The sequence below is a fragment of the Amycolatopsis sp. NBC_00438 genome, from assembly GCF_036026695.1.
Classification (GTDB): Bacteria; Actinomycetota; Actinomycetes; order Mycobacteriales; family Pseudonocardiaceae; genus Amycolatopsis.
The window spans coordinates 2,308,433-2,329,601 of the sequence record NZ_CP107923.1 but is presented as its reverse complement, the minus strand read 5'-3'; the positions used below and the strand labels follow the sequence as shown (position 1 = coordinate 2,329,601).

Here is a 21,169-nt window from a genome sequence, read left to right as displayed (position 1 = left end):
CGTCGTGATCAATGGTTTCCCGGTGATTCTTTTTCCCGGCACACCATGATCCCGACGACCCGTGGCAGGACGACGGCGTTCCAGCCCGCCATCCCGGCGACGAGCCGGGGCTGTGGCCCGCCCGTCCACACGCGCACCTGCCCCGCCCGCAGGTCACTGCCGAGCACCCGCCCCCACGGCACCTTCCCCGCGAACCACCGGTGATCGCGCAGCCCCTCCGCGTCGGCGTCGATCCGCGGGTGCCCGCCGCCCCCGAAGCGGGCCGTCCCGCCGGCCGCGATGGCCTCGGCCAGGGTCCGCGCGATCCGCGTGCAGGCCGCCGACTCCACCAGTTCGACCAGCCGCCGCCAGGCCTCGCGCGCGCCGTCCAGTTCCGTGGCCGCCGCGTCGAACCCGAAGCGGCACCGCACCGGGCCGCGGGCGAGGCCGAGCGAGTAACTGGCCCGGTGCGGCCGGGCCGCCGCGTGATAGGCGACCCGGTCGACCTCGCCCAGCCGGAAGACCCGGTCACCGATCGCGATCACGTCGCCCGCGGCGGCGAGCGTGCGCCCGCCGCTGCAGACCCGCAGTTCGCCGGAACCGGTGAACGAGAACCTCCCGGCCGCCATCGCGCTACTTACCGGTCTTCGCCAGGCACAGCACGACCCCGGTCTCGCCCTCCTTGCCCTCCCAGAACACCTGGTCGGCGTCGGGGTAGGCGCTGCACGCGCTGACCAGCGCCTCGCTCTGGGTCTTGTCCTCGACCCGCGCGACGACCTTCAGCGTCGCGGTGCTGTCCCCGCAGTCGACGATCTTCACGTAGTTCTCGCCGCTCTCGGTGACGCAGTTGCCGACCTGCGCGTTCTCGCCGTTGGACCGGGTGGCCACCCAGACCAGCGCGAGGATCGCGGCGACCACGACCAAGAAGACGGTGAGCACGATCTTCTGGCGGCGCTTCGGGTTCTTCGCCTTGGGCTGGGGCGCACCGCCGGGCGGCGGCGGGCCGGGCACCCCGGCCTGCGGCGGCACCGGCCCGGTCGGCTCCGGGTACTGGGGTCCGTTTGCCTGGGTCATGACGTTTCCTCCCTCTCCGAACCTGCTGTCACCTCCTGGGCGTTCCATTCCGTTCCACGACGTTCCGCCCGAAGTTCCACCCGAAGTTCGAGACAACGCCCACCCCGGCCCGCCAGGATGGGACGGCTTCCCGTTCCCGACGTGAGGACCCGAGGATGACCCGTCTGCCCGCCCTGGCCGCCACCGCACTGACGGCCGCCGCGCTCCTGACCGGCGGGACCGCCGAGGCCGCGAGCCCGCCGTTCACCGGCTCGGTCTTCCGGGCCACGCACAACAGCTACTCGGGCAACGTCGACGGCGCCAAGAACTCGGTGGCCTACCAGCTCGACCACGGCGTCCGGTTCATCGAGCTCGACGTCCACGACAACGGCTACGCCACTTCGCACGACTACGGTGTCGGCCACGACTCGCCCGGCAACCTCGTCGACCACAGCGGCGGCAACCCGGCGTCGAACAACCTGCGCGACTGGCTGGCCACGGTGAACACCTGGTCGGCGGCGCACCCGGCCGCCGCACCGATCGTCGTCATGCTCGACCTGAAGGACGACCTGACCGACAACGCGAACTTCGCGGCGGGCAACCTGACCGCGCTGAACCAGGAGCTGGAGTCGGTCTTCGGCAGCCGCCTGCTGCAGGCGAAGGACTACCCCGCGGGCCAGCCGACCGTGGACGCGCTACGCGGCCGCGTGCTGCCGCTGCTCTCCGGTGACGCCGGGACGCGCGCCGAGTACAAACGCGACGTCGGCTACCACCCGGCGGTCGCGCTCAACGGCCGCGGCCAGGTCGTCGAGGTGCACGACTCCGGGGGCGGCGGGCTCTGGTACGGGACCGGCACGTACGGCGCCGACGGGCGGATCACCTGGCTGCGCCACGGGAAGTACGACAACGGCCAGACCCCGGCCGTCGCGCTCAACGACAACGGCGACCTCGTCGAGGTCCACCAGTCGCAGACCGCGACCACCCTCTGGTACCGCGTCGGCAGGCTGGGCGCGGACGGCGAGATCACCTGGCAGGCCAGTCACCAGTACGACAACGGCGTGCTGCCGGGCGTCGTGTTCACCAGCCCCGGCGGGACGCAGCTGCGGGAGATCCACCGCAGCCAGGGAAACAGCCAGAACTGGACGTGGAACGGCACGCTCTCCGGCACGACGGTCGCGTGGACCGGCAACGCCAAGACGTCCGACGCCCGGTTCCCGATCGCGACCGCGACCAGCGGCAGCCGGACGGTGACGGTCCGGACCGCCGCGGACGGCCCGACCCCGGCCCAGACGCTGCGGGCGGACACGAGCGGCGTGACCGGTGACCGGATCCGCTACCGCCAGGTCGCCTTCGACGAGTTCCAGAAGGGCGACAGCGCCGAGCTGCAGGACGGCGCGCTGTTCTACGGCGCGCCCGCGACGGAGTCGGCGTTCATCACCGCGGCCCGCCAGTCCGGCAAGCTGGTGCGCGGCTGGGACTTCGACTCGGCGAGCGAAGCGACGACACCGCCGGCGAGCTATCCGGCGTCCAACCACCCGTACGACGCCTGGTACGAGAACCTGCTCACCCAGAACGGCGCGGTCCAGTAGCGAAAGCCCGCTTCAGGGGCGGTAGCAGCAGCGGTTGCCGGTCTGGACGCCGTCGCGCAGGACGTCGCCGATCACCGCGTCCGCCGCCGCGATGCGGGTCAGGGCGCGGCGGATCGCCTTGCCGACGGCGATCCGCGCCTTCTCCTCGACGCCGGTGAACTCGCGGACGCGCCCGGCCAGCCCGGCCGCCGCCGAGAGCTCGCCGACCAGCCAGTCGCGCTCGGACCGCACCCGCTCGGCGCGGCCGTCGTCGTGGTTGGCCTCGTGCTCGTCGAGCTCGGCTTCCAGGGTGGCCAGCCACTTGCGGTAGTGGCTGGTCGCCGCCGGGTCGAGCACCGGCTGCGAAGACGTCGTCGCGGCCGTCACGCCGGGGCCGGCGGCCAGGTCGATCGCCGACAGCTCATAACCCGGGTTGTCCAGCAGCGTGGCGAGGTAGCCCATGCCGACGCTGTGCTCGACCAGCACCGACCGGCCGCCCAGGGCGAACAGCCAGTGTTTGCCCTGCCGCCGGCAGGTGACGCGGCCGGCCGGCCGCTCCGGCGCGGCGGGCAACGCCATGCCGAGGTCCGCCGCTTCCCGGGTCGCCGCCGCCCGCTCTTCCGACGCCTCGGCCGCGTGGCCCAGCACCGCCAGCGCCTGCGCGAGCCGGGCCCGCGAGAGCGCGACAGCCGGCCAGTGCGCCAGCGCCAGGTTGTCGCGCACCGCCGCCCGGAAGTGCGTGACGGCCCGCTCGGGCTCGCCCGCGGTCAGCATCGCCACGCCCAGCGCGTGCTGCACCGAACCGAAGCAGGCGACCGCGAGGCTGGCCGTCATCGGCAGCCGCGCGAAGGGTGTCAGCAGCGCGTACGCGGCGAGCGCGGATTCGACGTCCGAGACCAGGCACGCCGACTCGACGATGCCGTACATCGACACCAGCCAGCTGCTCGACCGCGGCAGCAAGGCCAGATCGCGCCCGCGCAGCCGCGCCAGCGCCCCGGCCGCCTCACGCTGGTCCCCGGCCGACGCGGCGGCGACGGCCAGCCCGGCGACGAGCGCGTTGTCGACCGCGCTGAGCGTCGGCGAATGCACCGTCTCCCGCAGCACCGGCAACAGCTCGGCGACGCGGCCCTGGTACCAGCGGATGGCACCGAGTTGCGCGGTGTACCAGCCGGTCGCGTCGGCGTCGCCGGCCAGCTCACCGCGCTGGGCACAGGCGGCGGCCCGTTCTTCGGCCTCGTCGAACCGGCCGGCGCGGATGCGGAGCATGACGTCGATCGCGTCGAGGACGAAGCCGACCGCGAGGTGGTCCCGCTCGGCCAGCAGGCTCCGCAGGTCGGCGAGCCCGCGCTGGGCGTGCGGGTCGCCGTCCAGGAACAGGTCGACGGTCCGCCACAGCAGGCCCATCAGCAGATCGCTGCGCCGCGACGTCCGGAAGCCTTCGGTGATCAGCTCCTGGGCCAGCGCCCGGCGCTGGCCGCCGTGGTCCGGCCCGAGCAGGCAGTGGTGGGCCAGGCTCGCGGCCTCGGCCCAGGCGACCGGGTCACCCGCGCGCTTGATCTCCTCCAGTACGGCCAGGATGTCGTTGCTCTCCCCCGCCACGTAGTCCGCTTCGCCCGCCAGCCGCGCCTTCAGCCGCAACGCCAGCGAAGAACCCGGGTCGACGGCGGTCCGCGCGCTGCGCAACCGCGCCTGCAGCAACGCCGCCGCGGGCGCGCTGCGGTGTTCGTGCACCCACAACCCGGCCAGGCCCAGCGCGGCGCGGGCCATCCCGTCACCGTCGCACTCCTGTTCCGCGGCGCGATAGGCGCGGTCGAACCACTCCCGGCCCGCGCGCAGGTCCCCGTCCGCTTCGAGCGCGCGTTCGCCCCTGCGCAGCAGCTCGCCGACCTCCGTCGTCACCGACGGCGTTTCCATCCCCAGCATTGCCGGCCCCTCTCCCCCGCGAGAATGGTCCTCCCGGAGCCTGGCCCGGTCAACAAGCGAAAACCATCGGGAAAACCCCGCGTGCGGCCGGGGATTTTCCACCTGCGCGACCGGCCCGCTGTCCACTCGCGACAGTCACGCGCCGGGCGCTGACGGTGGTCGTCAGCACTTCGCCGGCGACCGGTAAGCCCCCGCCGCGATGCTCTGCGCCATGACCGACAACGCCCCGAACGACAACACGCTCAACGACAACGCCCTGAAAAACCTCGAGGTCCTGATCTCCGGCGCGAGCATCGCCGGTCCGGCCCTCGCGTACTGGCTGGCCCGCTACGGCTGCACCGTCACCGTCGTCGAACGCGCCCCGTCGGTGCGGCCCGGCGGTCAGGCCGTCGACTTCAAGGGCCCCACGCACCGGACCGTGCTGGAGCGGATGGGCATCCTCGACGAGGTCCGCGAGCGCGCGACCGGCGGGCAGGACCAGACCATCGTCGACGCCGCCGGGAAGCCCCGGGCCGTGATCCCGGGCGAGTTCACCGGCGGCGAGATCGAGATCCGCCGCGGCGACCTGGCCGACCTGCTGTACGAGCACACCGCCGCCGGCTGCGAGTACCTGTTCGGCGACACCATCACGGCGCTGACCGAGACGGCCGACGGCGTCGACGTCACCTTCGCGAAGGCCGGACCGCGCACCTTCGACCTCGTCGTCGGCGCGGACGGCATCCACTCGAACGTCCGGCGGCTGGCCTTCGGCCCGGAACGCGACTACGTCGAGTTCCTCGGCCACTACTACGCCCTGGCCGAGCTCGGCGAGGGCATCGGCGACGGCGAACCGGTGATGTACAACGAGCCCGGCCGGATGGCCGCGGTCGGCGGACCCAAGGCGTCGGCGTTCTTCGTCTTCGCCTCACCGGAGCTCGACTACGACCGCATCGACACCGAGCGGCAGCGCGAACTGCTGATCGACGCCTACCGCGGCGTCGGCTGGCGGGTGCCCGAGCTGCTGACGAAGGTGCCGCGGGCTCGCGAGTTCTACCTCGACTCGCTCGCCCGCGTCACGATCGACCGCTATTCGCGCGGCCGCGTCGTGCTGCTCGGCGACGCCGCCTACGGCAACACCCTCGGCGGCTTCGGGACCGGCCTCGCGATCGTCGGCGCGTACGTGCTCGCTGGCGAGCTGCTCGCGGCCGGAGGCGACCACCGCGCCGCCTTCGCCCGCTACGAAGAGCAGTTCCGCCGCTACGCCAGGATCTCGCAGCGCGGCAGCGCGGGCCCGTTCCTCGCGCCGCCGTCCCGGCTGCGGATCAGGATGCGGGACTGGACGTTCAAGTCCCGCTTCCTGCTCCGCATGCTGCTCAAAGCGACCGACAAGTTCGCCACCGGCATCGAGCTGAAGGACTACGCCTCGGGCTCGTAGGCCAGGTTGGGCCGCAGCCACTGCTCGACCTCGGCGACCTCGACACCCTTGCGGCGCGCGTAGTCCTCGATCTGGTCGCGGTTGAGCCGCCCGACGGTGAAGTACTTCGCGTCCGGGTGGGCGAAGATCAGCCCGGACACGCTCGCCGCCGGCGTCATGGCGAACGACTCGGTCAGGGCCATGCCCAGCTCGTCGGCTTCCAGGAGCTCGAACAGCTCGCGCTTCTGGCTGTGGTCGGGGCTCGCCGGGTAGCCGAGCGCCGGGCGGATGCCGCGGAAGCGCTCCGCGTGCAGGTCCTCCAGCTTCGGGTCGGCGTCCGGCTCGAACCAGTCACGGCGGGCCTTGAGGTGGATGTACTCGGCGAACGCCTCGGCGAGCCGGTCGGCCAGCGCCTTGACCATGATCGCGCGGTAGTCGTCCTGCTCGGCCTCGTACTTGGCCGCGAGCTTTTCGGCCCCGTGGATGGCGACGGCGAAGCCGCCGAGGTGGTCGCCCTCGGGTGCGATGTAGTCGGCGAGGCAGCGGTTCGCGCGGTCCATCGGCTTCGACGTCTGCTGCCGCAGCATCGGGAACCCGATGTGCGAGAACTCGCCGTCGAGCAGGATGTCGTCGCCCTCGGTGTGCGCCGGCCAGTACGCGTACGCGCCCTTCGCCCGGAAACTGCCCTCGGCGATGATCTGGTCGAGCAGCGTGGTCGCGTCGTCGAACAGCTCGCGGGCGACCGGCTGGTCCAGGATCGCCGGGTACTTGCCCTTGAGCTCCCAGGCCAGGAACAGGAACTGCCAGTCGATCATCTCGCGCAGCTCGGTGATGCTCGGCTCCACGACGCGGACGCCGGTGAACTGCGGCGTCGGCAGATCGGCGAACGACACCTTCTCCGGGTTCGCGCGGGCCTGCTCGAGGCTGAGCATCGGCCGGCGCTGCTTGTTGGCGTGCTGCTCGCGCAGCACCTCCTGGTCGGCCCGGTTCTTCTCGGCCAGCACGATCGAGCGGTCGGGGTCCAGCAGGTCGGACACCACGCCGACCACGCGCGACGCGTCGAGCACGTGCACCGTCGCGTTGTCGTAGGCGGGCGCGATGCGGACCGCGGTGTGCTGGCGGGACGTCGTCGCGCCGCCGATCAGCAGCGGCATCTTCAGGCCGCGGCGCTGCATCTCGTTGGCGACGTTGACCATCTCGTCGAGCGACGGCGTGATCAGCCCGGACAGGCCGACCGCGTCGGCGCCCTCGGTGACCGCGATGTCGAGGATCTTCGCCGCCGGCACCATCACGCCGAGGTCGATCACCTCGTAGTTGTTGCAGCCGAGGACCACGCCGACGATGTTCTTGCCGATGTCGTGGACGTCGCCCTTGACCGTGGCGAGCACGACCTTGCCCTGGCCGTTGGACACCTCGGCACGGCCGGCCAGCCGGGCCTCTTCCTTCTCGGCCTCCATGAACGGCTCGAGGTAGGCCACCGAACGCTTCATCACGCGCGCGCTCTTGACCACCTGCGGCAGGAACATCTTGCCGGCGCCGAACAGGTCGCCGACGATCTTCATGCCGTCCATCAGCGGGCCTTCGATCACCTCGAGCGGCCGGGCCTTGACCTGGCGCGCCTCTTCGGTGTCTTCCTCGATGTAGTCGACGATGCCGTGCACGAGCGCGTGCGACAGCCGCTCCTCGACCGTGCCTTCGCGCCACGAGAGGTCCACGACGCGCTTGGTGCCGCTGCCCTTGACGTTCTCGGCGAAGGTCACCAGCCGGTCGGTGGCGTCCTCGCGGCGGTCGAAGAGCACGTCCTCGACCAGTTCGAGCAGCTCCGGCGGGATGTCCTGGTAGACCGCGAGCTGGCCGGCGTTGACGATGCCCATGTCCAGGCCGACCTGGACGGCGTGGAACAGGAACGCCGAGTGCATCGCCTCGCGGACGATGTCGTTGCCGCGGAAGGAGAACGACAGGTTCGAGATGCCGCCGCTGATGTGGACGCCCGGGCAGCGCTCCTTGATCCGGGGCAGCGCGTCGATGAACGCCTTCGCGTAGCCGTTGTGCTCGCTGATGCCGGTGGCGACGGCCAGCACGTTCGGGTCGAAGATGATGTCCTCGCCGGCGAACCCGGCCTTCTGCGTGAGCAGGTCGTACGCGCGGCCGCAGATGGCGACCTTGCGGTCGGCGGTGTCGGCCTGGCCCTGCTCGTCGAAGGCCATCACGACGACGCCGGCGCCGTAGTTGCGGATGATCCGGGCCTGGGCGAGGAACGGCTCCTCGCCCTCCTTCAGGCTGATCGAGTTGACGACGCCCTTGCCCTGGATGCAGCGCAGACCGGCTTCGAGCACGGTCCACTTCGAGCTGTCGACCATCACCGGGATGCGGGCGACCTCGGGCTCGGTGGCGATGAGGTTGAGGAACGTCGTCATCGCCTCCTCGCTGTCGAGCAGGTCGGCGTCCATGTTGACGTCCAGCAGGTTCGCCCCGCCGCGGACCTGCTCCAGCGCGACGTCGACGGCGGCCTGGTGGTCGTCGGACTCGATGAGCCGGCGGAACCGCTTGGAGCCGGTGACGTTGGTGCGCTCGCCGATCATCACGAACCCGGTGTCGGCGCTGATGCCGAACGGCTCGAGCCCGCTGAACCGGGTGTGGGTGCGCGGCGCGGGGACCTCGCGCGGGGCGACGCCCTTCGCCGCGGCGGCGATCTGCTTGATGTGGGCCGGGCTGGTGCCGCAGCAGCCGCCGACCAGGTTGACCAGGCCGTCGCGGGCGAAGCCGCCGATCAGCCCGGCGGTCTCCTCGGGCGTCTGGTCGTACCCGCCGAACGCGTTCGGGAGGCCGGCGTTCGGGTGACAGGCGACGTAGGAGTCGGCGATCCGCGAGAGTTCCTCGACGTGCGGGCGCATCTCCTCGGCGCCCAGCGAGCAGTTGACCCCCACGACCAGCGGCTTCGCGTGCTCGATCGAGCTCCAGAACGCCTCGACGGTCTGGCCCGAGAGGGTCCGCCCGCTCAGGTCGACGATGGTGACCGAGATCCACAGCGGCAGCTGCGGCGCGACGTCGCGCGCGGCGGCGATGGCGGCCTTGCAGTTGAGCGTGTCGAAGATGGTCTCGATCATCAGCAGGTCGACGCCGCCTTCGACGAGGCCGGCGATCTGCTCCGCGTAAGCGGCCTTGACCTGCTCGAACGTGACGGCGCGGTACGCCGGGTCGTCGACCTTCGGCGACAGGCTGAGCGTGACGTTGAGCGGGCCGATCGACCCGGCGACGAACCGGCCGCCGAACTCGTCGGCCGCTTGGCGGGCCAGCTGCGCGCCGCGGACGTTCATCTCGTGGACGTGGGCCTGCAGCCCGTAGTCCGCCTGGCCGATGCTGGTGGCGGTGAAGGTGTTGGTCGTGGTGATGTCCGCGCCGGCCGCGAGGTACTGGCGGTGCACGTCGAGGATGACGTCCGGACGGGTGATGTTGAGCAGGTCCGGGTCGCCGGTGACGTCGTGCGTGTGGTCGCCGAAGCGGTCGCCGACGTAGTCGGCCGGGGTCAGCCCGGCGCCCTGCAGCATCGTGCCCCAAGCGCCGTCGAGGACCGCGACCCGCTGGCTGAGCAGCTCGCGCAGCCGCGCGGTGGCCTCGGATTCGTGCGGGGTGATCGGGTTCACCGGCAGCCTCCCTCAGTCGGGAGGCGCCCTTGGGTGGTCACTGCCGGCCGAGCGTGGCGGACCCCCGGGCCCGTTGCAGCGCCTCTCGGCCTGTGAACCAGGGTACTGGAACCCCCGCCCGGGACACCATCCCGCCCCGCGGGGCCGTCCACTGGCTGGGACGCCACGCGCGAGCGTCCACAATGGATCGTCGGCTCCACTTGCCACCACCCCGTTCCGACCGGCCGTTTCCGGGCTCACCCACTATGGCCCGGCAGACCTCGGCTCTCTGCTTCCTGTCTGCTTACCGGAGCGGCGTCCATCGGCACTCGATCGACGCTCGATCCGATCACACACTGTACGCGCCGGTATACCGAAAGCGAGATCCGTGCTCGCGGATGGTCCCGCGATGCGGAACGGCGGCCGCTTGAAAACTGAAACACGTTCTAATACAGTCCCTCGCGTGGACTACGGAATCGTGCTGTTCACCAGCGACCGAGGCATCACTCCGGCGGCCGCGGCGCAGGCCGCGGAAGCCGCGGGGTTCGCCACCTTCTACGTACCCGAGCACACGCACATCCCGGTGAAACGCGAGTCGCCGCACCCGCGCACCGGGGACGCGTCCCTGCCCGACGACCGGTACAGCCGCACCCTCGACCCGTGGGTGGCGCTGGCGACGGCCGCGGCGGTCACCGAGCGGATCCGGCTCTCGACGGCGGTGGCCCTGCCGGTCGAGAGCGACCCGATCACGCTCGCCAAGACGATCGCCAGCCTCGACCACCTCTCCGGCGGGCGCGTCACGCTCGGCACCGGGTTCGGCTGGAACGTCGACGAGCTGACCGACCACGGCGTGCCCGGCAACCGCCGCCGCACCGCCCTGCGCGAGTACCTCGAGGCGATGAGTGCACTGTGGACGGAGGAAGAAGCCTCCTACGACGGGGAGTTCGTGTCGTTCGGCCCCAGCTGGGCGTGGCCGAAACCGGTCCAGGCGCACATCCCGGTCCTGCTCGGCGCGGGCCCGACGGAAAAGACGTTCCGCTGGATCGCCCGCCACGCGGACGGCTGGATCACCACACCGGCGGACACGGATCTGGACGGCCATGTGGCGCTGCTGAAGGAGATCTGGCGCGACGAGGGCCGGTCCGGAGCACCGGCGATCTGCGCGTTGGGCGAGCGCCCGGACCCGGCGCGGCTGGCGCACCTGGACTCGCTGGGCGTCACCGAGGTGATCTTCGGGCTGCCGGACCGCTCCCCCGACGAGGTGTCGGCCTGGATCGGCCGGCTGGCGGGAAAGCTCGGCCTCGCCACGGCCCCCGTCGCCTGACCACTCCGGTCACCGTGTCGGCCGACACGACGGCGGGGGCGCGGTTCTCCCGCACCCCCGCCGCGCAACCTTCCGGCGTCAGCTCTTCGCCGCGACGCCCTGACGGGCTCGCAGGTCGAGCTCGATCTGCTCCAGCGAGCGGCCCTTCGTCTCCGGGACGAGCCACTTGGTGAGCGCGAACAGCACCACGTTGATCCCGGCGAACAGGAACATCGAACCGCCGATGCCGAGCGAGCCCACCGCGGAGATGAGCGGGAACACCGCGCTCACGATGCCGGTCGCCGCCCAGAGGATGACGCTGCTGACGCCCATGCCCGCCGCGCGGTACTTCAGCGGGAACACCTCGGCCATCATCACCCAGACGACCGCGCCCCAGCCGAGTTCGTAACCGACCAGGTACAGCACCATCATCACGAGCATCAGGATGCCGCGAGTGCCGGTGTCGTGGACGTTCAGCACCACGAGCCCGGCGGCCACCAGCGTGATCACCATGATCACGTTGCCGATGAGCAGCAACGGCTTGCGGCCCCAGCGGTCCACCACGAACACGACCCACGCGGTGAACAGGAACTTCGTGACGCCCAGCAGCACGCCGGACAGCAGCGCGGCCTGCGTGGCGAACCCGAGGCCGATCAGCATCGTCGGGAAGTACGCGTTGATCGCGTTCACGCCGCTGAACTGCTGGCCGACCGCGAGCAGGGCGGCGACGATCATCATCGGCCGCACGAAACCGGAGAACAGGTCGCGGAACCGCGGCTTGTCCTCGGTGTCCATCTGGATGACGCCGCGGATGGTCGCGATCTCCTCGTCGAGGTTCACGGTGTTGCCGTGCGCGCTCGCCAGGACCCGCCGGGCTTCCTCCTCCTGACCGTTCTTGAGCAGCCAGCGCGGCGTCTCCGGCAGGAACGCGAGCCCGACGAGCAGGATCACCGCGGGCACGATCGCGCCGGCGAACATCCAGCGCCAGGCCGAGATCGGGCCGAGGAAGTAGCTGGTGAGGAACGCGATCAGGATGCCGAGCACGATGAAGATCTGGTTCAGCGCGCCCATCGCGCCGCGCAGCCGCGCCGGCGCCAGCTCGGAGAGATAGGTCGGGACCGTCGAAGACGACAACCCGATCCCGAGCCCGATGATCAGGCGCGAAAGCACCAGCAGCGCGAACGTCGGCGAGAAGGTCGCCGCCAGCGTGCCCACGATGACGATCGCCGCGGCGACCATGATGGTGCGCCGCCGGCCGAGGGCTTCGTTGATGCGGCTGGAGAACAGCGCGCCCACGATGGCACCGACCGAGAGACTGGCGGTGATCACGCCCTTGTCCCAGGCGGTCAGCGACCACGCTTTCCCGATGAACGGGAGCACCCCGGAGATCACCCCGAGGTCGTATCCGAACAGGATTCCGCCGAGTGCGCCGAAGAAGTACAGAGTTGTTCGGCTGATTTGCCGTGGCGGGGCCGTCTGCGTCATTGCCGGGTCGCCTCTTTCATAGGTCCAGTCCAGCCAGCGGCCACCACACTCACACGCCGGAAAAAACCGGGCAAGACAGTCCTTGATAACGATTCAGAAACGTGATCGCTGTTCACATATGTGATAGCGGCTGGCGCACAACATTACTCCGTACGCCGAATCTCCATTCACAACCTCGAATCCGTGCACTGTGGACACGGATCGCCCCGGAAAGCGGTTCAGGAATCCATTGTGGACACGCGGGACGGCGCTGCGGGTGAAAGCGCTCCCGGATCCGGCGCTCGGCGACCGGACGTCGTCGGCGTTATACACCGACGGAGAAAGGGTGGTGGGCGGACGCAGCGGAGGGGGTTCAACCCACCCCCAGGTGGTTGAACCCCCTCCGCGCCCCCAGACCGGACCGCCGTTCCGAGCAGCCGCAGCCTGCTCGGGGCCGATGTCCGATGTCTGTCGAGTACCACTTTCCTCGGTACCGGCATCCGCCGCCATTCCTGCCCGGCGGGCAGTTTTTCGGGCGCACGCACCCCGCCTGAGCTGCGGAAATCGTAGATCGAGGTACAGAAATACCCAGCCGGGCCGGCAAAAATTACCCGGTCACGCGCTTTCCAGCACGACCTTGCCGACGTGGGCGCCGGACTCCAGGTGCTTGAACGCGGCCGCGACGTCGTCGAAGGCGAACCGGCGGTCGATCACGGGCCGCAGGCCAGTGCGTTCGATGGCGCGGTTCATGGTCTGGAACGTCTCGCGGGAGGCGTTGGTGAGGCCGCGCAGGGTCAGCTGCTTGACCAGCACGAGCACCGGGTCGGCCGCGCCCTCGTGGGTGAGGACGCCGGCGACGCTGACGTGCCCGCCGACCCGCGCGGCGAGCATCGACTGGCCGATCGTGCCACCCCCGCCCACGTCGACGACGTGGTCGACGCCGCCACCGGCCAGCTCCGCCGCGGCGAGGCCCCACTCCGGGGTGGTCGTGTAGTTGATCGTCTCGGCCGCGCCGAGCTCGCGCAGCCGCGCCAGCTTCTCGTCCGAACTGGAGGTCGCGATGACGCGGGCGCCGGCGAGCGCGGCGAACTGCAGCGCGAACGTCGACAGGCCACCGCTGCCCAGGGTGAGCACGGTCTGGCCGGGGAACACCCCGCCCTCCTCGACGACCGCGCGCCACGCCGTCACGCCGGCGCTGGGCAGCGTCGCGGCCTCGGCGTAGTCCAGGTGCGCGGGCACGGCCACCAGCGCGTCCTCGGGGAAGACGGCGTACTCGGCCAGCGTCCCGTCGAGCGAGCCGAACAGGTCGTCCGCGGTCTTCTCCGGCGTGCCGGGACCCGCGAGCCAGTTCGGGAAGTACGTCGCCGCCACGCGGTCGCCCGTGGACCACGCGCGCACGCCGTCGCCGACCCCGACGACCTCGCCCGCGCCGTCCGACAGCGCGACGACGTCCGGCTTGACCGGCTTCGGGTAGAACCCCTTGAGGATCATCAGGTCGCGGGCGTTGACCGCCCAGCCGTGCAGCCGGACCAGGACCTGGCCGGGGCCGGGTTCGGGGGCGTCACGCTCGCCGAGGACGAGTCCGGCGCCGGGACGCGGCAGGGAAAAGTACTTCACAGCGGCTCCAAGGAGGTGGGAAACCCATCAACAGGGCCAGTGTGTCGAAGTCGCCAGCTCTTCGTCGACCATCACGAGAAGATCCGGGGTCAGTTCGGCGAGCGACGCCGGGAAGTGCCGGACCCCGAGCCCGGCCATGAACTCCCGCTGCCGCGCGTGCGCCGGGCTCGACGGGAACCCGACGAAGCCGGCGCCGTGCCCACGGGCGTCGGCGGCCACCCGGCTGACGTCGTCGACGAACACGATCTCGTCGAACGCGACGTCGAAGACCGTGCGGGCGATGTGCTCGACACCCGGCCGGTGCTCGTTGATGCTCACGTACGGCACTTCGGCGTCGAGCAGCGCGGTGAAGTCGCCGAGGTACCGGTCGAACGTGTGCTCCCGGGTGCGCCCGCCGTAGCAGACCAGCCGCACGGGCAGCCCGCCCAGCGCCGTCAGGCAGTCCTGGACCCCTTCCGCGACGCGGATCGGGTGCTCCCGCAGGTAATCCTGCCGCGCGGCCCACAGCTGCTTCAGCGTCTCCTCGGCCGGCTGGTCCAGCTCGCAGAGCCGGGTGATCTTCTCGGCGACGACGAGGTCGCGCAGCCCGATCATGTCCCGTTCGGCTTCGGCGTCGTACACCCCGCCGTGGTCGGCGACGAACCGCGCGATCATGCCCAGGTAGGTGTCGTCGATGAGCACGCCGTCGCAGTCGAGGGCGACCACGCGCAGCTTCCGCAGGGCGCTCACCGCTGCGCGAACACTTCCCGCGCGGCCGCGATCGCGTTGAGCGCGGCCGGGAAGCCGCAGTAGAAGGCCAGGTGCAGGATCGTCTCGACGATCTCCTTCTCGGTCCCGCCGACGTTGAGCGTGGCGTGCAGGTGGACCTTCAGCTGCGGGGTCGCGGTACCGAGCGCGACGCACGCGGCGATCGTGACGATCTCGCGCAGCCGCAGGGTCAGGTGCGGCCGGGTGTAGATCTCGCCGAAGGTGAACTCGACGATGTACCGGGCCAGGTCGGGCGCGATGTCTTCGAGCGCCCGGGCGACCTTCTCCCCCGCGTCGCCGTCGACGGCCTTCATCGCGGCCAGGCCGCGCTCGTAGCGGTCCTCGATGCCGGCCCACGGCACGTCCGCCGCGGCACCCGTCGGCGGTTGTTCGGCCGGGAGGGTGGCGAACACGGTCTTCAGCTCCCCCAGCGCGTTCAGGGTCGCCGGGAACCCGGCGAACGAACTGATCTGGATGGCCGTCTCGACCAGCTGACGGCGGGTGCAGCCGACGTTCAGCGCGGCCTTGGCGTGGAACTGCAGCTGCGAACCCGCGTAGCCCAGCGCGATGAGCGCGGCGACCGTCGCCAGCTGGCGATCCGGGAGCGGGAGGCCGGGCCGGCGGTAGACGTCGCCGTAGATGAACCCGACGCACTGTTCCCCGAACGCGGCTTCGCCGATGCTCTCGAACAGGTCCAGCACGGCCGGGCGCTCGACCCCGCCGAGCTGCTGGATCAGGGCCAATCCCTGGGCGAAGGACGCGGCAGCGTGGTCCTGCTCCGGCACGTCGGGCATCGTCGTGAGGTTCCTTCCGCGGTGGTGGTGGGTCCCGGTTCAGCCGAGGTAGGCCCGGGTGGCCTGGTCGGCCTTGCGGCGTTCGAGGGTGTCGATGCGTTCCAGCCGGATCATCGCGTAGTCGATGCCGGCGGTGGCGACGGTGCGCCCGTGCTGGCGCACCACCGCGGAGGCGCGGAACTTCAGGTGGTGCTCCCGCTTGACGTCGGACTCCTCGATGCGCGACTCGACGGTGGCCGGGAGCGGGAACAGGAAGTCCTCGAAGGACATGTCGATCCGCTTCCACACCCCCGCGTAGCCGGCCGAGGTCAGGGCGGGGCGGACCGCGGTCTCGAACTGCGCGATGCAGATCTGGCGCATCGCCTCGATGATCACGATGCCCTGCACGTGTTCGCCGGTGTGGTGGTCGAGGACGAGCTCGTTGTCGCGGTGCACGTGCAGGTCGGCGACGCAGAGCGTGGCCTCCGGGCTGTGCACGCCCGCGAGCAGGACGTTCTCCGCGCGGTGCTTGTGGACGATCGCCGGGGCGGCCTGCAGCGGCCGGAACGCGGCCGGGTCCGCCAGGCACACCGAAGCCTCGCTCTTCTCGGCGGCGGCTTCCAGCAGGTCGCAGTCCGTCCCGTCGATGCCCTGGCCGGGGTGGACGACCCAGGTGCAGCCGGCCAGGTCCGGGCCGTCGGACGTCATCAATGCCAGCAGCCCCGAAACCGTGAACACCTGGTCGCCGCGAGCGAAGCGGGCGAAGCGGTCGGCGACCACCACGACGTGCCGGCGGGTGAGGCCGGGCAAGGCCCAGTCCGGGGCGGCGTCGGCCGGTCCGGCGGGACTGTCGTGGGGTGCCCGGCACGCAGAACCATCAGGTCCTGCCATCGGCACCTCCATCCGGATCTGGTCGAAGTCAAGGCCGCGCCGACGCCTGCGCGTCCACAAGAGCCTCCGCGAGGTTCCGGGCCGTCGTGACCGAGCGCCAGCGCGGACCGGACAGCTCGGCGGCGAGGACCTTGAGCATGGCACGCACCATGTCCGGCTGTCTGCCCACATCCGCGATCAGGAGTGGTTCCACTTGGGCCGCGGCCCCCTCGAGATCGTCGAGCAGCAGGTGCGTGCGGCCCGTGTCGATCCGGATCATCGGGTCCATCGCTTCCCAGCGGTTCTCCAGCGACAGCTTCTCGTAGGCCTCGCGCGCGGTCCCGAACTCGCGCAACGCCGCGGCAGCCTGCCCGACCGAGAGCAGCGAGGTGCCGGCCATGTAGTGGCGGCGGTCCTTGGTGATGTTGAAGAACCGGTCTTCGCCGCCGGCCCCGAGCTCCGGGTCCTCGATGCTGGTCCAGCGCGCGATCGCGTCCAGCACCTGCGGCTCGGCCCGCACGGACGACCACCCGCGCGCCTCGGCGAGGATCAACGGCGCGTCGGTGAGCCGCCCGCCGGCCTTGTAGTTGAGCCCGTCGGCGGCCAGTTTCGCGGACTCCACGCCGTTGCCGGCCCAGAACGCCACCCGCGCCTGCGACGTGCGGACCCAGCGCCGGGCCAGCAGGTCGTCGGCGTACTGGGTGTAGAGCCACGCGGCGGAGTTGAGCTCGCGCGAGAGGCGGTACCGCCCGAGGTCCCCCGCGATCCACGCCATCATCGCGGCGCACTTCGCCCCGACGAGCAGCAGGTCCTGGGTCTGCTTCGGCCGCTGCCGCCCCTTCAGCAGCGCGGCCGTGCGTTCCCCGACGACGGCCAGCTGGCCGAGCGCCGAGTCGGGCGCGGTCCGCGTGTACGCGCTGCCGAGGAAGTTGAGGTCCGACCACAGGTCGTCGAGCTGGACGTCGTCCACGTTGGTCTTGGTGAGCAGGATGGCGTCGTCGAGGGAGCTCGCCCCGACCTCCGTGTCGGCGGCGCGGCCGGGCTCGACGCGGACGATCGAGCGGATCGGGTAGGTCAGCATCGGCGCCGCGTCCCGGGCGGCGGCCGGCGCGACCGTCTCGACGTCGGCGTGGTACTCGGCGAGCTCCTTGGCCGGCAGCTGTTCGAGGTCACGCAGCCCGAGCAGGGACTTCCAGCTCGTGCCGTACACCCGGGCCAGCACCCGCAGCGCCGCGACGGTGGGCCGGACGCCGCGCTCGGGCCACTGCTCGTACTCCCAGATCCGCGTACCGCGCATACCCGCGCGGGGGTCACCCGTAAGGGTGTTGTACTGGTGCGCCGCCACGTCGAGCGACAACTCGGACGCCAGCCGCCACGCCGTGCGGGGCGGGACCCGGCATTCGACGATCAGGTTCTCCGCCACGCGGGCCGGGATCGCCTCGTCGGGAAACCCCAGGGCGGCCAAGCGATCGCGCAGCTGTGCACGGTAGGGCTTACTCCCTGGCTTGACCTGTCGACTCATCGTTCATCCAACGATTTCCGGAGTACTGGTGCACCGGTCGACAGTACCGCAGCGTGACAGTGGCGGCCCACGATGTGACAAAGGTGCGGCACAAGTCCCGGGCGCACCGGAGGACCGCGACGAGGCAGGAAAAGGGTGGTGCCGGCCGACCTGGGGGTCATCGGCCGGCACCACGGGGCGAGCGAACCCGCCTCGGCCATTATGCATGTGCAGCCGGCCGCGCGCAGCGCCGGACGAACTTCTCACACCTTTCGTGGGACGGGTCAGCCCGCGGCGAGGAAGTGCTGCCGGATCCCGGCGCCGAACGCCGTCGGCGTGCCGTCGTAGGCCGAGATCAGCGCGGGGCCGCTGGAGCAGTTCCAGGTGTTCCAGGTCCAGCCGAGGTAGGACGCCTGGTGGCGGTCGAGCCAGTCCATCAGGCCGGTGACGTAGCCGCTCGCGCAGTCGTTCTCGCCGATTTCACCGGCCACCAGCGGCACGGCCGCCGCGACCGGGGCGAGCTGGCTGTCCCAGCAGGACGCCGAGGCGCAGGTGTTGAAGTTGTACGAGTGCCACGACGCGACCAGGTTGCCCGCCGGGTCGCTCGGCTTGTACTGCAGCCACTGCGTGAGGTCGTTGGAGTAGGCCAGGCCGCCGAGCATGAGCACGTTGGTGGCGCCGGTCGCGCGGACGGCGTTCACGAGCGTCTGCATGCCCGCCACCGCGTAGCCGATGCCGGTGCAGGCGGAGCCGCCGTCGCGCCAGCACGTCCAGGCCGCCGCCGAGCCGGAGACCGCGCGGTCGAGGTAGGGCTCGTTGAACAGGTCCAGGATCGTCGCGTCGTCACCCTTGAACGTGTTCGCGACCGACGTCCACAGGTCCACCGCGTGCGCGGCGTCGGTCATCGGCTTCTGGCACGTCGAGTTCACGTCGGCGCACGCCGAGGAGTTCCCGGTGTAGGCGCCCTGGGTCCAGTGGAGGTCGAGGATCGCGATCAGGCCGTTCCGGTGCAGCAGGTCCACATAGGACTTGAGCGCGGCGCGGTAGGTCGCGCCGGCGTAGGCGGGCTCGACGTTCGGCAGGCCGAGCCAGCAGTCCTCGTTGAACGGCACGCGCACGACGTTCGCGTGCCAGCTCTTGATCGCGGCCACCGAGGCGGCGTCCATCGGGCCGTCGAAGATCCCGTTGCCCTGCACGCAGGCGAATTCACCGCCGGAGCGGTTGACGCCGCGCAGCGTGACGGGCGTGCCCGCGCTGTCGGCCAGCCGGTTGCCGGCGACGTGCAGCGCGGGCGCGCCCCCGGCCGGTGGCGGGGTCGTGGTGACGGTCGTCGGGGGCGGGGTCGTGGTGGTCGGGGGTGGCGTGCCGCCGCACGGCGCGCCGTTCACGCTGATCGACGCCGGCGCGGTGTTGGTGCCGCTGTAGCCGAAGTTGGCCCCGGCCGTGACCGAGGCGTTCGGGGCGACGGTGCCGTTCCAGCCCGCCGGGGTGACGGTGACCGTCTTGCCCGTCTGGGCCCAGGTGGCGTTCCAGCCCTGCTGGAGCTGCTGGTTGCCGGCGTAGGTCCAGCTGATCTGCCAGCCGGACAGCGGCGCCGTCCCGACGTTCTTCAAAGTCAGGTTCGCGGTGAAGCCGCTCCCCCAGTCGTTCACGGTGTAGCCGACTTCGCAGGCCGTCGCCGCCGCGGCGGGCGCCGGCGTGCCGAGGGTGAAGGCCGTCGTCGCGCCGACGACGGCGAGCGCGCTGAGGGCGCCGAGCAGTGCTGGACCGGAACGCATCGATCACTCCTTTGTGCACGACGAGAAAATGAGAGCGCTCCCAGCAACGGTGGACCCTAGCGCGCGGCCCGGCGGCTGTAAACCTCGTGGCGAACTCCCGCGAACACTCCGGAATCCACTCCAACGGCGGCATCCGGCCGACTCGGGCGGTGGCTCAGCGCGATCGGGACATTTCTTTCCTGACAACAGGTTCGGCCGTTCAGGAGTGTTCAGTACCCGATCCCGGCGGAACGGCCCCGGAAAGCCGCCCACCGGATCGGGCCGCGTCCGGGTCGCGCTTTACAACGACGACACGACGGGGTTACCTTCTCGTCGGCTGGAAGCGCTCCCATGCCAGGTCACGATCGCCAGAACGTGACCACGAAACACCAGGGGCGCCGCGGTTTCCGCCGCGGCGTCCCTGTTCGTGTCCCGTGGGCGCGCCCCGAGTCCCGTGTCCTGGGAGAGGAGCCCCGATGAAGAGGTTCGCCGGAGCCCTGGCCGGGCTCTGCCTCGCCGCGGCGAGTACCACCGCGGTCCTCGCCGCGAGCCCGGCCGCCGCCGCCCCCGCCTGCGGCGTCGACTACCGCGTCGACCAATGGTCGACCGGGTTCACCGCCCAGGTGACCGTCACGAACGGCGCCACCGCGCTCTCGTCGTGGACCTTGTCGTGGCACTACGCGGGGACCCAGGCGGTGACGTCCGGCTGGAACGCCACGGTCCGCCAGTCCGGCACGGCGGTGATCGCGGAGAGCCTGTCCTACAACGCGTCCCTGCCCGCCGGCGGCACCGTGACGTTCGGCCTGCAGGGCACCTACTCCGGCGCGAACCCAGCGCCGGTGGACTTCGCGCTCAACGGCGTCTCGTGCGGTGGCGACGCCCCGCCCACGCCGACCACCACGACCACTTCCGCGCCACCGCCCGCGGGGTGCGCCGACGTCTGCGACGACTTCGAGCAGCAGACCGGCACCACCCCGGGCGGGCGATGGACGGTCGGCGCGGCGAACTGCCAGGGCACCGGCACGGTCACCGTCGACAGCACGGTCGCGCACTCGGGCACCCGCTCGGTCAGGGTCACCGGCCAGGGCGGCTACTGCAACCACGCCTTCCTCGGCACGGCTCTCGCCGCCGGGAGCGTGCGGTACGGCCGGTTCTGGGTCCGCCACACGACCCCGCTGCCCACCGGGCACGTCACGCTGATGGCCCTGCGGGACACCGCGGACGGCGGCCGCGACCTGCGGGCGGGCGGCCAGAACCGGGCCCTGCAGTGGAACCGCGAGTCCGACGACGCGACCCTGCCCGCGCAGAGCCCGGCCGGCGTCGCGCAGAGCGTGCCGCTGCCCACCGGGACCTGGTCGTGCTTCGAGTTCGGGATCGACGGCCCCGGCGGGCAGCTGCGGACCTGGCTGAACGGCACCGAGGTACCCGGCCTGGTCGCCGACGGCGTCCCCACTCCCGACGTCGACCAGCAGTGGCTGGCCCGGGCGTGGCACCCGTCGCCGGCCGACCTGCGGCTGGGCTGGGAGAGCTACGCCACCGACGCGGACACCCTCTGGTTCGACGACGTCGCGACCGGCCCCGCGCGGATCGGCTGCTAG

The 21,169-nt window shown here is 71.3% G+C and carries 15 protein-coding genes; 4 read left to right on the top strand and 11 right to left on the bottom strand.

Translation table 11 applies throughout. From position 1 onward, the window contains the following. Positions 1-8 precede the first annotated feature (8 nt). Both OG494_RS10925 and OG494_RS10920 read right to left on the bottom strand, forming a co-directional pair. Positions 9-608: a hypothetical protein gene (locus OG494_RS10925; RefSeq protein WP_328454522.1), complete on the bottom strand. Its 600-nt coding sequence runs from the start codon at positions 606-608 to the stop codon at positions 9-11. A gap of 4 nt (positions 609-612) precedes the next feature. Continuing rightward, the gene (locus tag OG494_RS10920) at positions 613-1,053 is read right to left on the bottom strand and encodes an LppU/SCO3897 family protein (RefSeq protein WP_328454520.1); all 441 of its coding nucleotides are present in this window, start codon (positions 1,051-1,053) and stop codon (positions 613-615) included. A gap of 155 nt (positions 1,054-1,208) precedes the next feature. Here OG494_RS10920 and OG494_RS10915 point away from each other — a divergent pair, with 155 nt between their 5' ends. Next, entirely contained in the window at positions 1,209-2,621 is a 1,413-nt protein-coding gene (locus tag OG494_RS10915; RefSeq protein WP_328454518.1) for a hypothetical protein, read from the top strand. 12 nt (positions 2,622-2,633) lie between these two features. On the opposite strand, the gene OG494_RS10910 is transcribed toward OG494_RS10915, so the two are convergent. Beyond that, a complete protein-coding gene (locus OG494_RS10910) occupies positions 2,634-4,523 on the bottom strand; it encodes a hypothetical protein (RefSeq protein ID WP_328454516.1) in 1,890 nt (629 codons plus the stop codon). A gap of 256 nt (positions 4,524-4,779) precedes the next feature. Between OG494_RS10910 and OG494_RS10905 the strand changes: the two genes are divergently transcribed. After that, the gene (locus OG494_RS10905) at positions 4,780-5,937 is read left to right on the top strand and encodes an FAD-dependent monooxygenase (protein WP_328458919.1); all 1,158 of its coding nucleotides are present in this window, start codon (positions 4,780-4,782) and stop codon (positions 5,935-5,937) included. On the opposite strand, the gene metH is transcribed toward OG494_RS10905, so the two are convergent. Beyond that, positions 5,919-9,560 carry a methionine synthase gene (metH, locus tag OG494_RS10900; protein WP_328454514.1) on the bottom strand — a complete coding sequence of 1,214 codons (3,642 nt, stop codon included), beginning with the start codon at positions 9,558-9,560 and terminating at the stop codon, positions 5,919-5,921. The genes OG494_RS10905 and metH overlap by 19 nt on opposite strands. Before the next feature lie 442 nt (positions 9,561-10,002). Between metH and OG494_RS10895 the strand changes: the two genes are divergently transcribed. Continuing rightward, the gene (locus OG494_RS10895) at positions 10,003-10,863 is read left to right on the top strand and encodes a TIGR03619 family F420-dependent LLM class oxidoreductase (protein ID WP_328454512.1); all 861 of its coding nucleotides are present in this window, start codon (positions 10,003-10,005) and stop codon (positions 10,861-10,863) included. Positions 10,864-10,941: 78 nt separating this feature from the next. Here OG494_RS10895 and OG494_RS10890 read toward each other — a convergent pair whose 3' ends face one another. The 7 genes from OG494_RS10890 to OG494_RS10860 form a co-directional block, all read right to left on the bottom strand. Next, positions 10,942-12,327 carry a sugar porter family MFS transporter gene (locus OG494_RS10890; protein WP_328454510.1) on the bottom strand — a complete coding sequence of 462 codons (1,386 nt, stop codon included), beginning with the start codon at positions 12,325-12,327 and terminating at the stop codon, positions 10,942-10,944. A gap of 594 nt (positions 12,328-12,921) precedes the next feature. Then, entirely contained in the window at positions 12,922-13,923 is a 1,002-nt protein-coding gene (locus tag OG494_RS10885) for a zinc-dependent alcohol dehydrogenase family protein (RefSeq protein ID WP_328454508.1), read from the bottom strand. A gap of 27 nt (positions 13,924-13,950) precedes the next feature. Beyond that, positions 13,951-14,652: an HAD family hydrolase gene (locus tag OG494_RS10880; RefSeq protein ID WP_328454506.1), complete on the bottom strand. Its 702-nt coding sequence runs from the start codon at positions 14,650-14,652 to the stop codon at positions 13,951-13,953. After that, on the bottom strand, positions 14,649-15,464 hold the full coding sequence (locus tag OG494_RS10875) for a carboxymuconolactone decarboxylase family protein (protein WP_328454505.1): 816 nt from the start codon (positions 15,462-15,464) through the stop codon (positions 14,649-14,651). Before OG494_RS10875 ends, OG494_RS10880 begins: the two co-directional genes overlap by 4 nt. Positions 15,465-15,503: 39 nt before the next feature. Next, on the bottom strand, positions 15,504-16,334 hold the full coding sequence (locus OG494_RS10870; RefSeq protein ID WP_328454503.1) for an AfsA-related hotdog domain-containing protein: 831 nt from the start codon (positions 16,332-16,334) through the stop codon (positions 15,504-15,506). 28 nt (positions 16,335-16,362) lie between these two features. Next, the gene (locus OG494_RS10865) at positions 16,363-17,778 is read right to left on the bottom strand and encodes a hypothetical protein (protein ID WP_328454501.1); all 1,416 of its coding nucleotides are present in this window, start codon (positions 17,776-17,778) and stop codon (positions 16,363-16,365) included. Positions 17,779-18,098: 320 nt separating this feature from the next. Further along, positions 18,099-19,592, bottom strand: a complete 1,494-nt coding sequence (locus OG494_RS10860) for a cellulase family glycosylhydrolase (RefSeq protein ID WP_328454499.1) — start codon at positions 19,590-19,592, stop codon at positions 18,099-18,101. A 455-nt stretch (positions 19,593-20,047) separates the two neighbouring features. Here OG494_RS10860 and OG494_RS10855 point away from each other — a divergent pair, with 455 nt between their 5' ends. Then, positions 20,048-21,169: a cellulose binding domain-containing protein gene (locus OG494_RS10855; protein ID WP_328454497.1), complete on the top strand. Its 1,122-nt coding sequence runs from the start codon at positions 20,048-20,050 to the stop codon at positions 21,167-21,169.

What these genes read in the sequence shown, in the direction of transcription:
- OG494_RS10855 (WP_328454497.1), top strand. Translation starts at nt 20,048, where the DNA reads ATGAAGAGGTTCGCCGGAGCCCTGGCCGGGCTCTGCCTCGCCGCGGCG.
- OG494_RS10890 (WP_328454510.1), bottom strand. Translation starts at nt 12,327, where the DNA reads ATGACGCAGACGGCCCCGCCACGGCAAATCAGCCGAACAACTCTGTAC.
- OG494_RS10910 (WP_328454516.1), bottom strand. Translation starts at nt 4,523, where the DNA reads ATGCTGGGGATGGAAACGCCGTCGGTGACGACGGAGGTCGGCGAGCTG.
- OG494_RS10860 (WP_328454499.1), bottom strand. Translation starts at nt 19,592, where the DNA reads ATGCGTTCCGGTCCAGCACTGCTCGGCGCCCTCAGCGCGCTCGCCGTC.
- OG494_RS10870 (WP_328454503.1), bottom strand. Translation starts at nt 16,334, where the DNA reads ATGGCAGGACCTGATGGTTCTGCGTGCCGGGCACCCCACGACAGTCCC.
- OG494_RS10875 (WP_328454505.1), bottom strand. Translation starts at nt 15,464, where the DNA reads ATGCCCGACGTGCCGGAGCAGGACCACGCTGCCGCGTCCTTCGCCCAG.
- OG494_RS10920 (WP_328454520.1), bottom strand. Translation starts at nt 1,053, where the DNA reads ATGACCCAGGCAAACGGACCCCAGTACCCGGAGCCGACCGGGCCGGTG.
- OG494_RS10915 (WP_328454518.1), top strand. Translation starts at nt 1,209, where the DNA reads ATGACCCGTCTGCCCGCCCTGGCCGCCACCGCACTGACGGCCGCCGCG.
- OG494_RS10925 (WP_328454522.1), bottom strand. Translation starts at nt 608, where the DNA reads ATGGCGGCCGGGAGGTTCTCGTTCACCGGTTCCGGCGAACTGCGGGTC.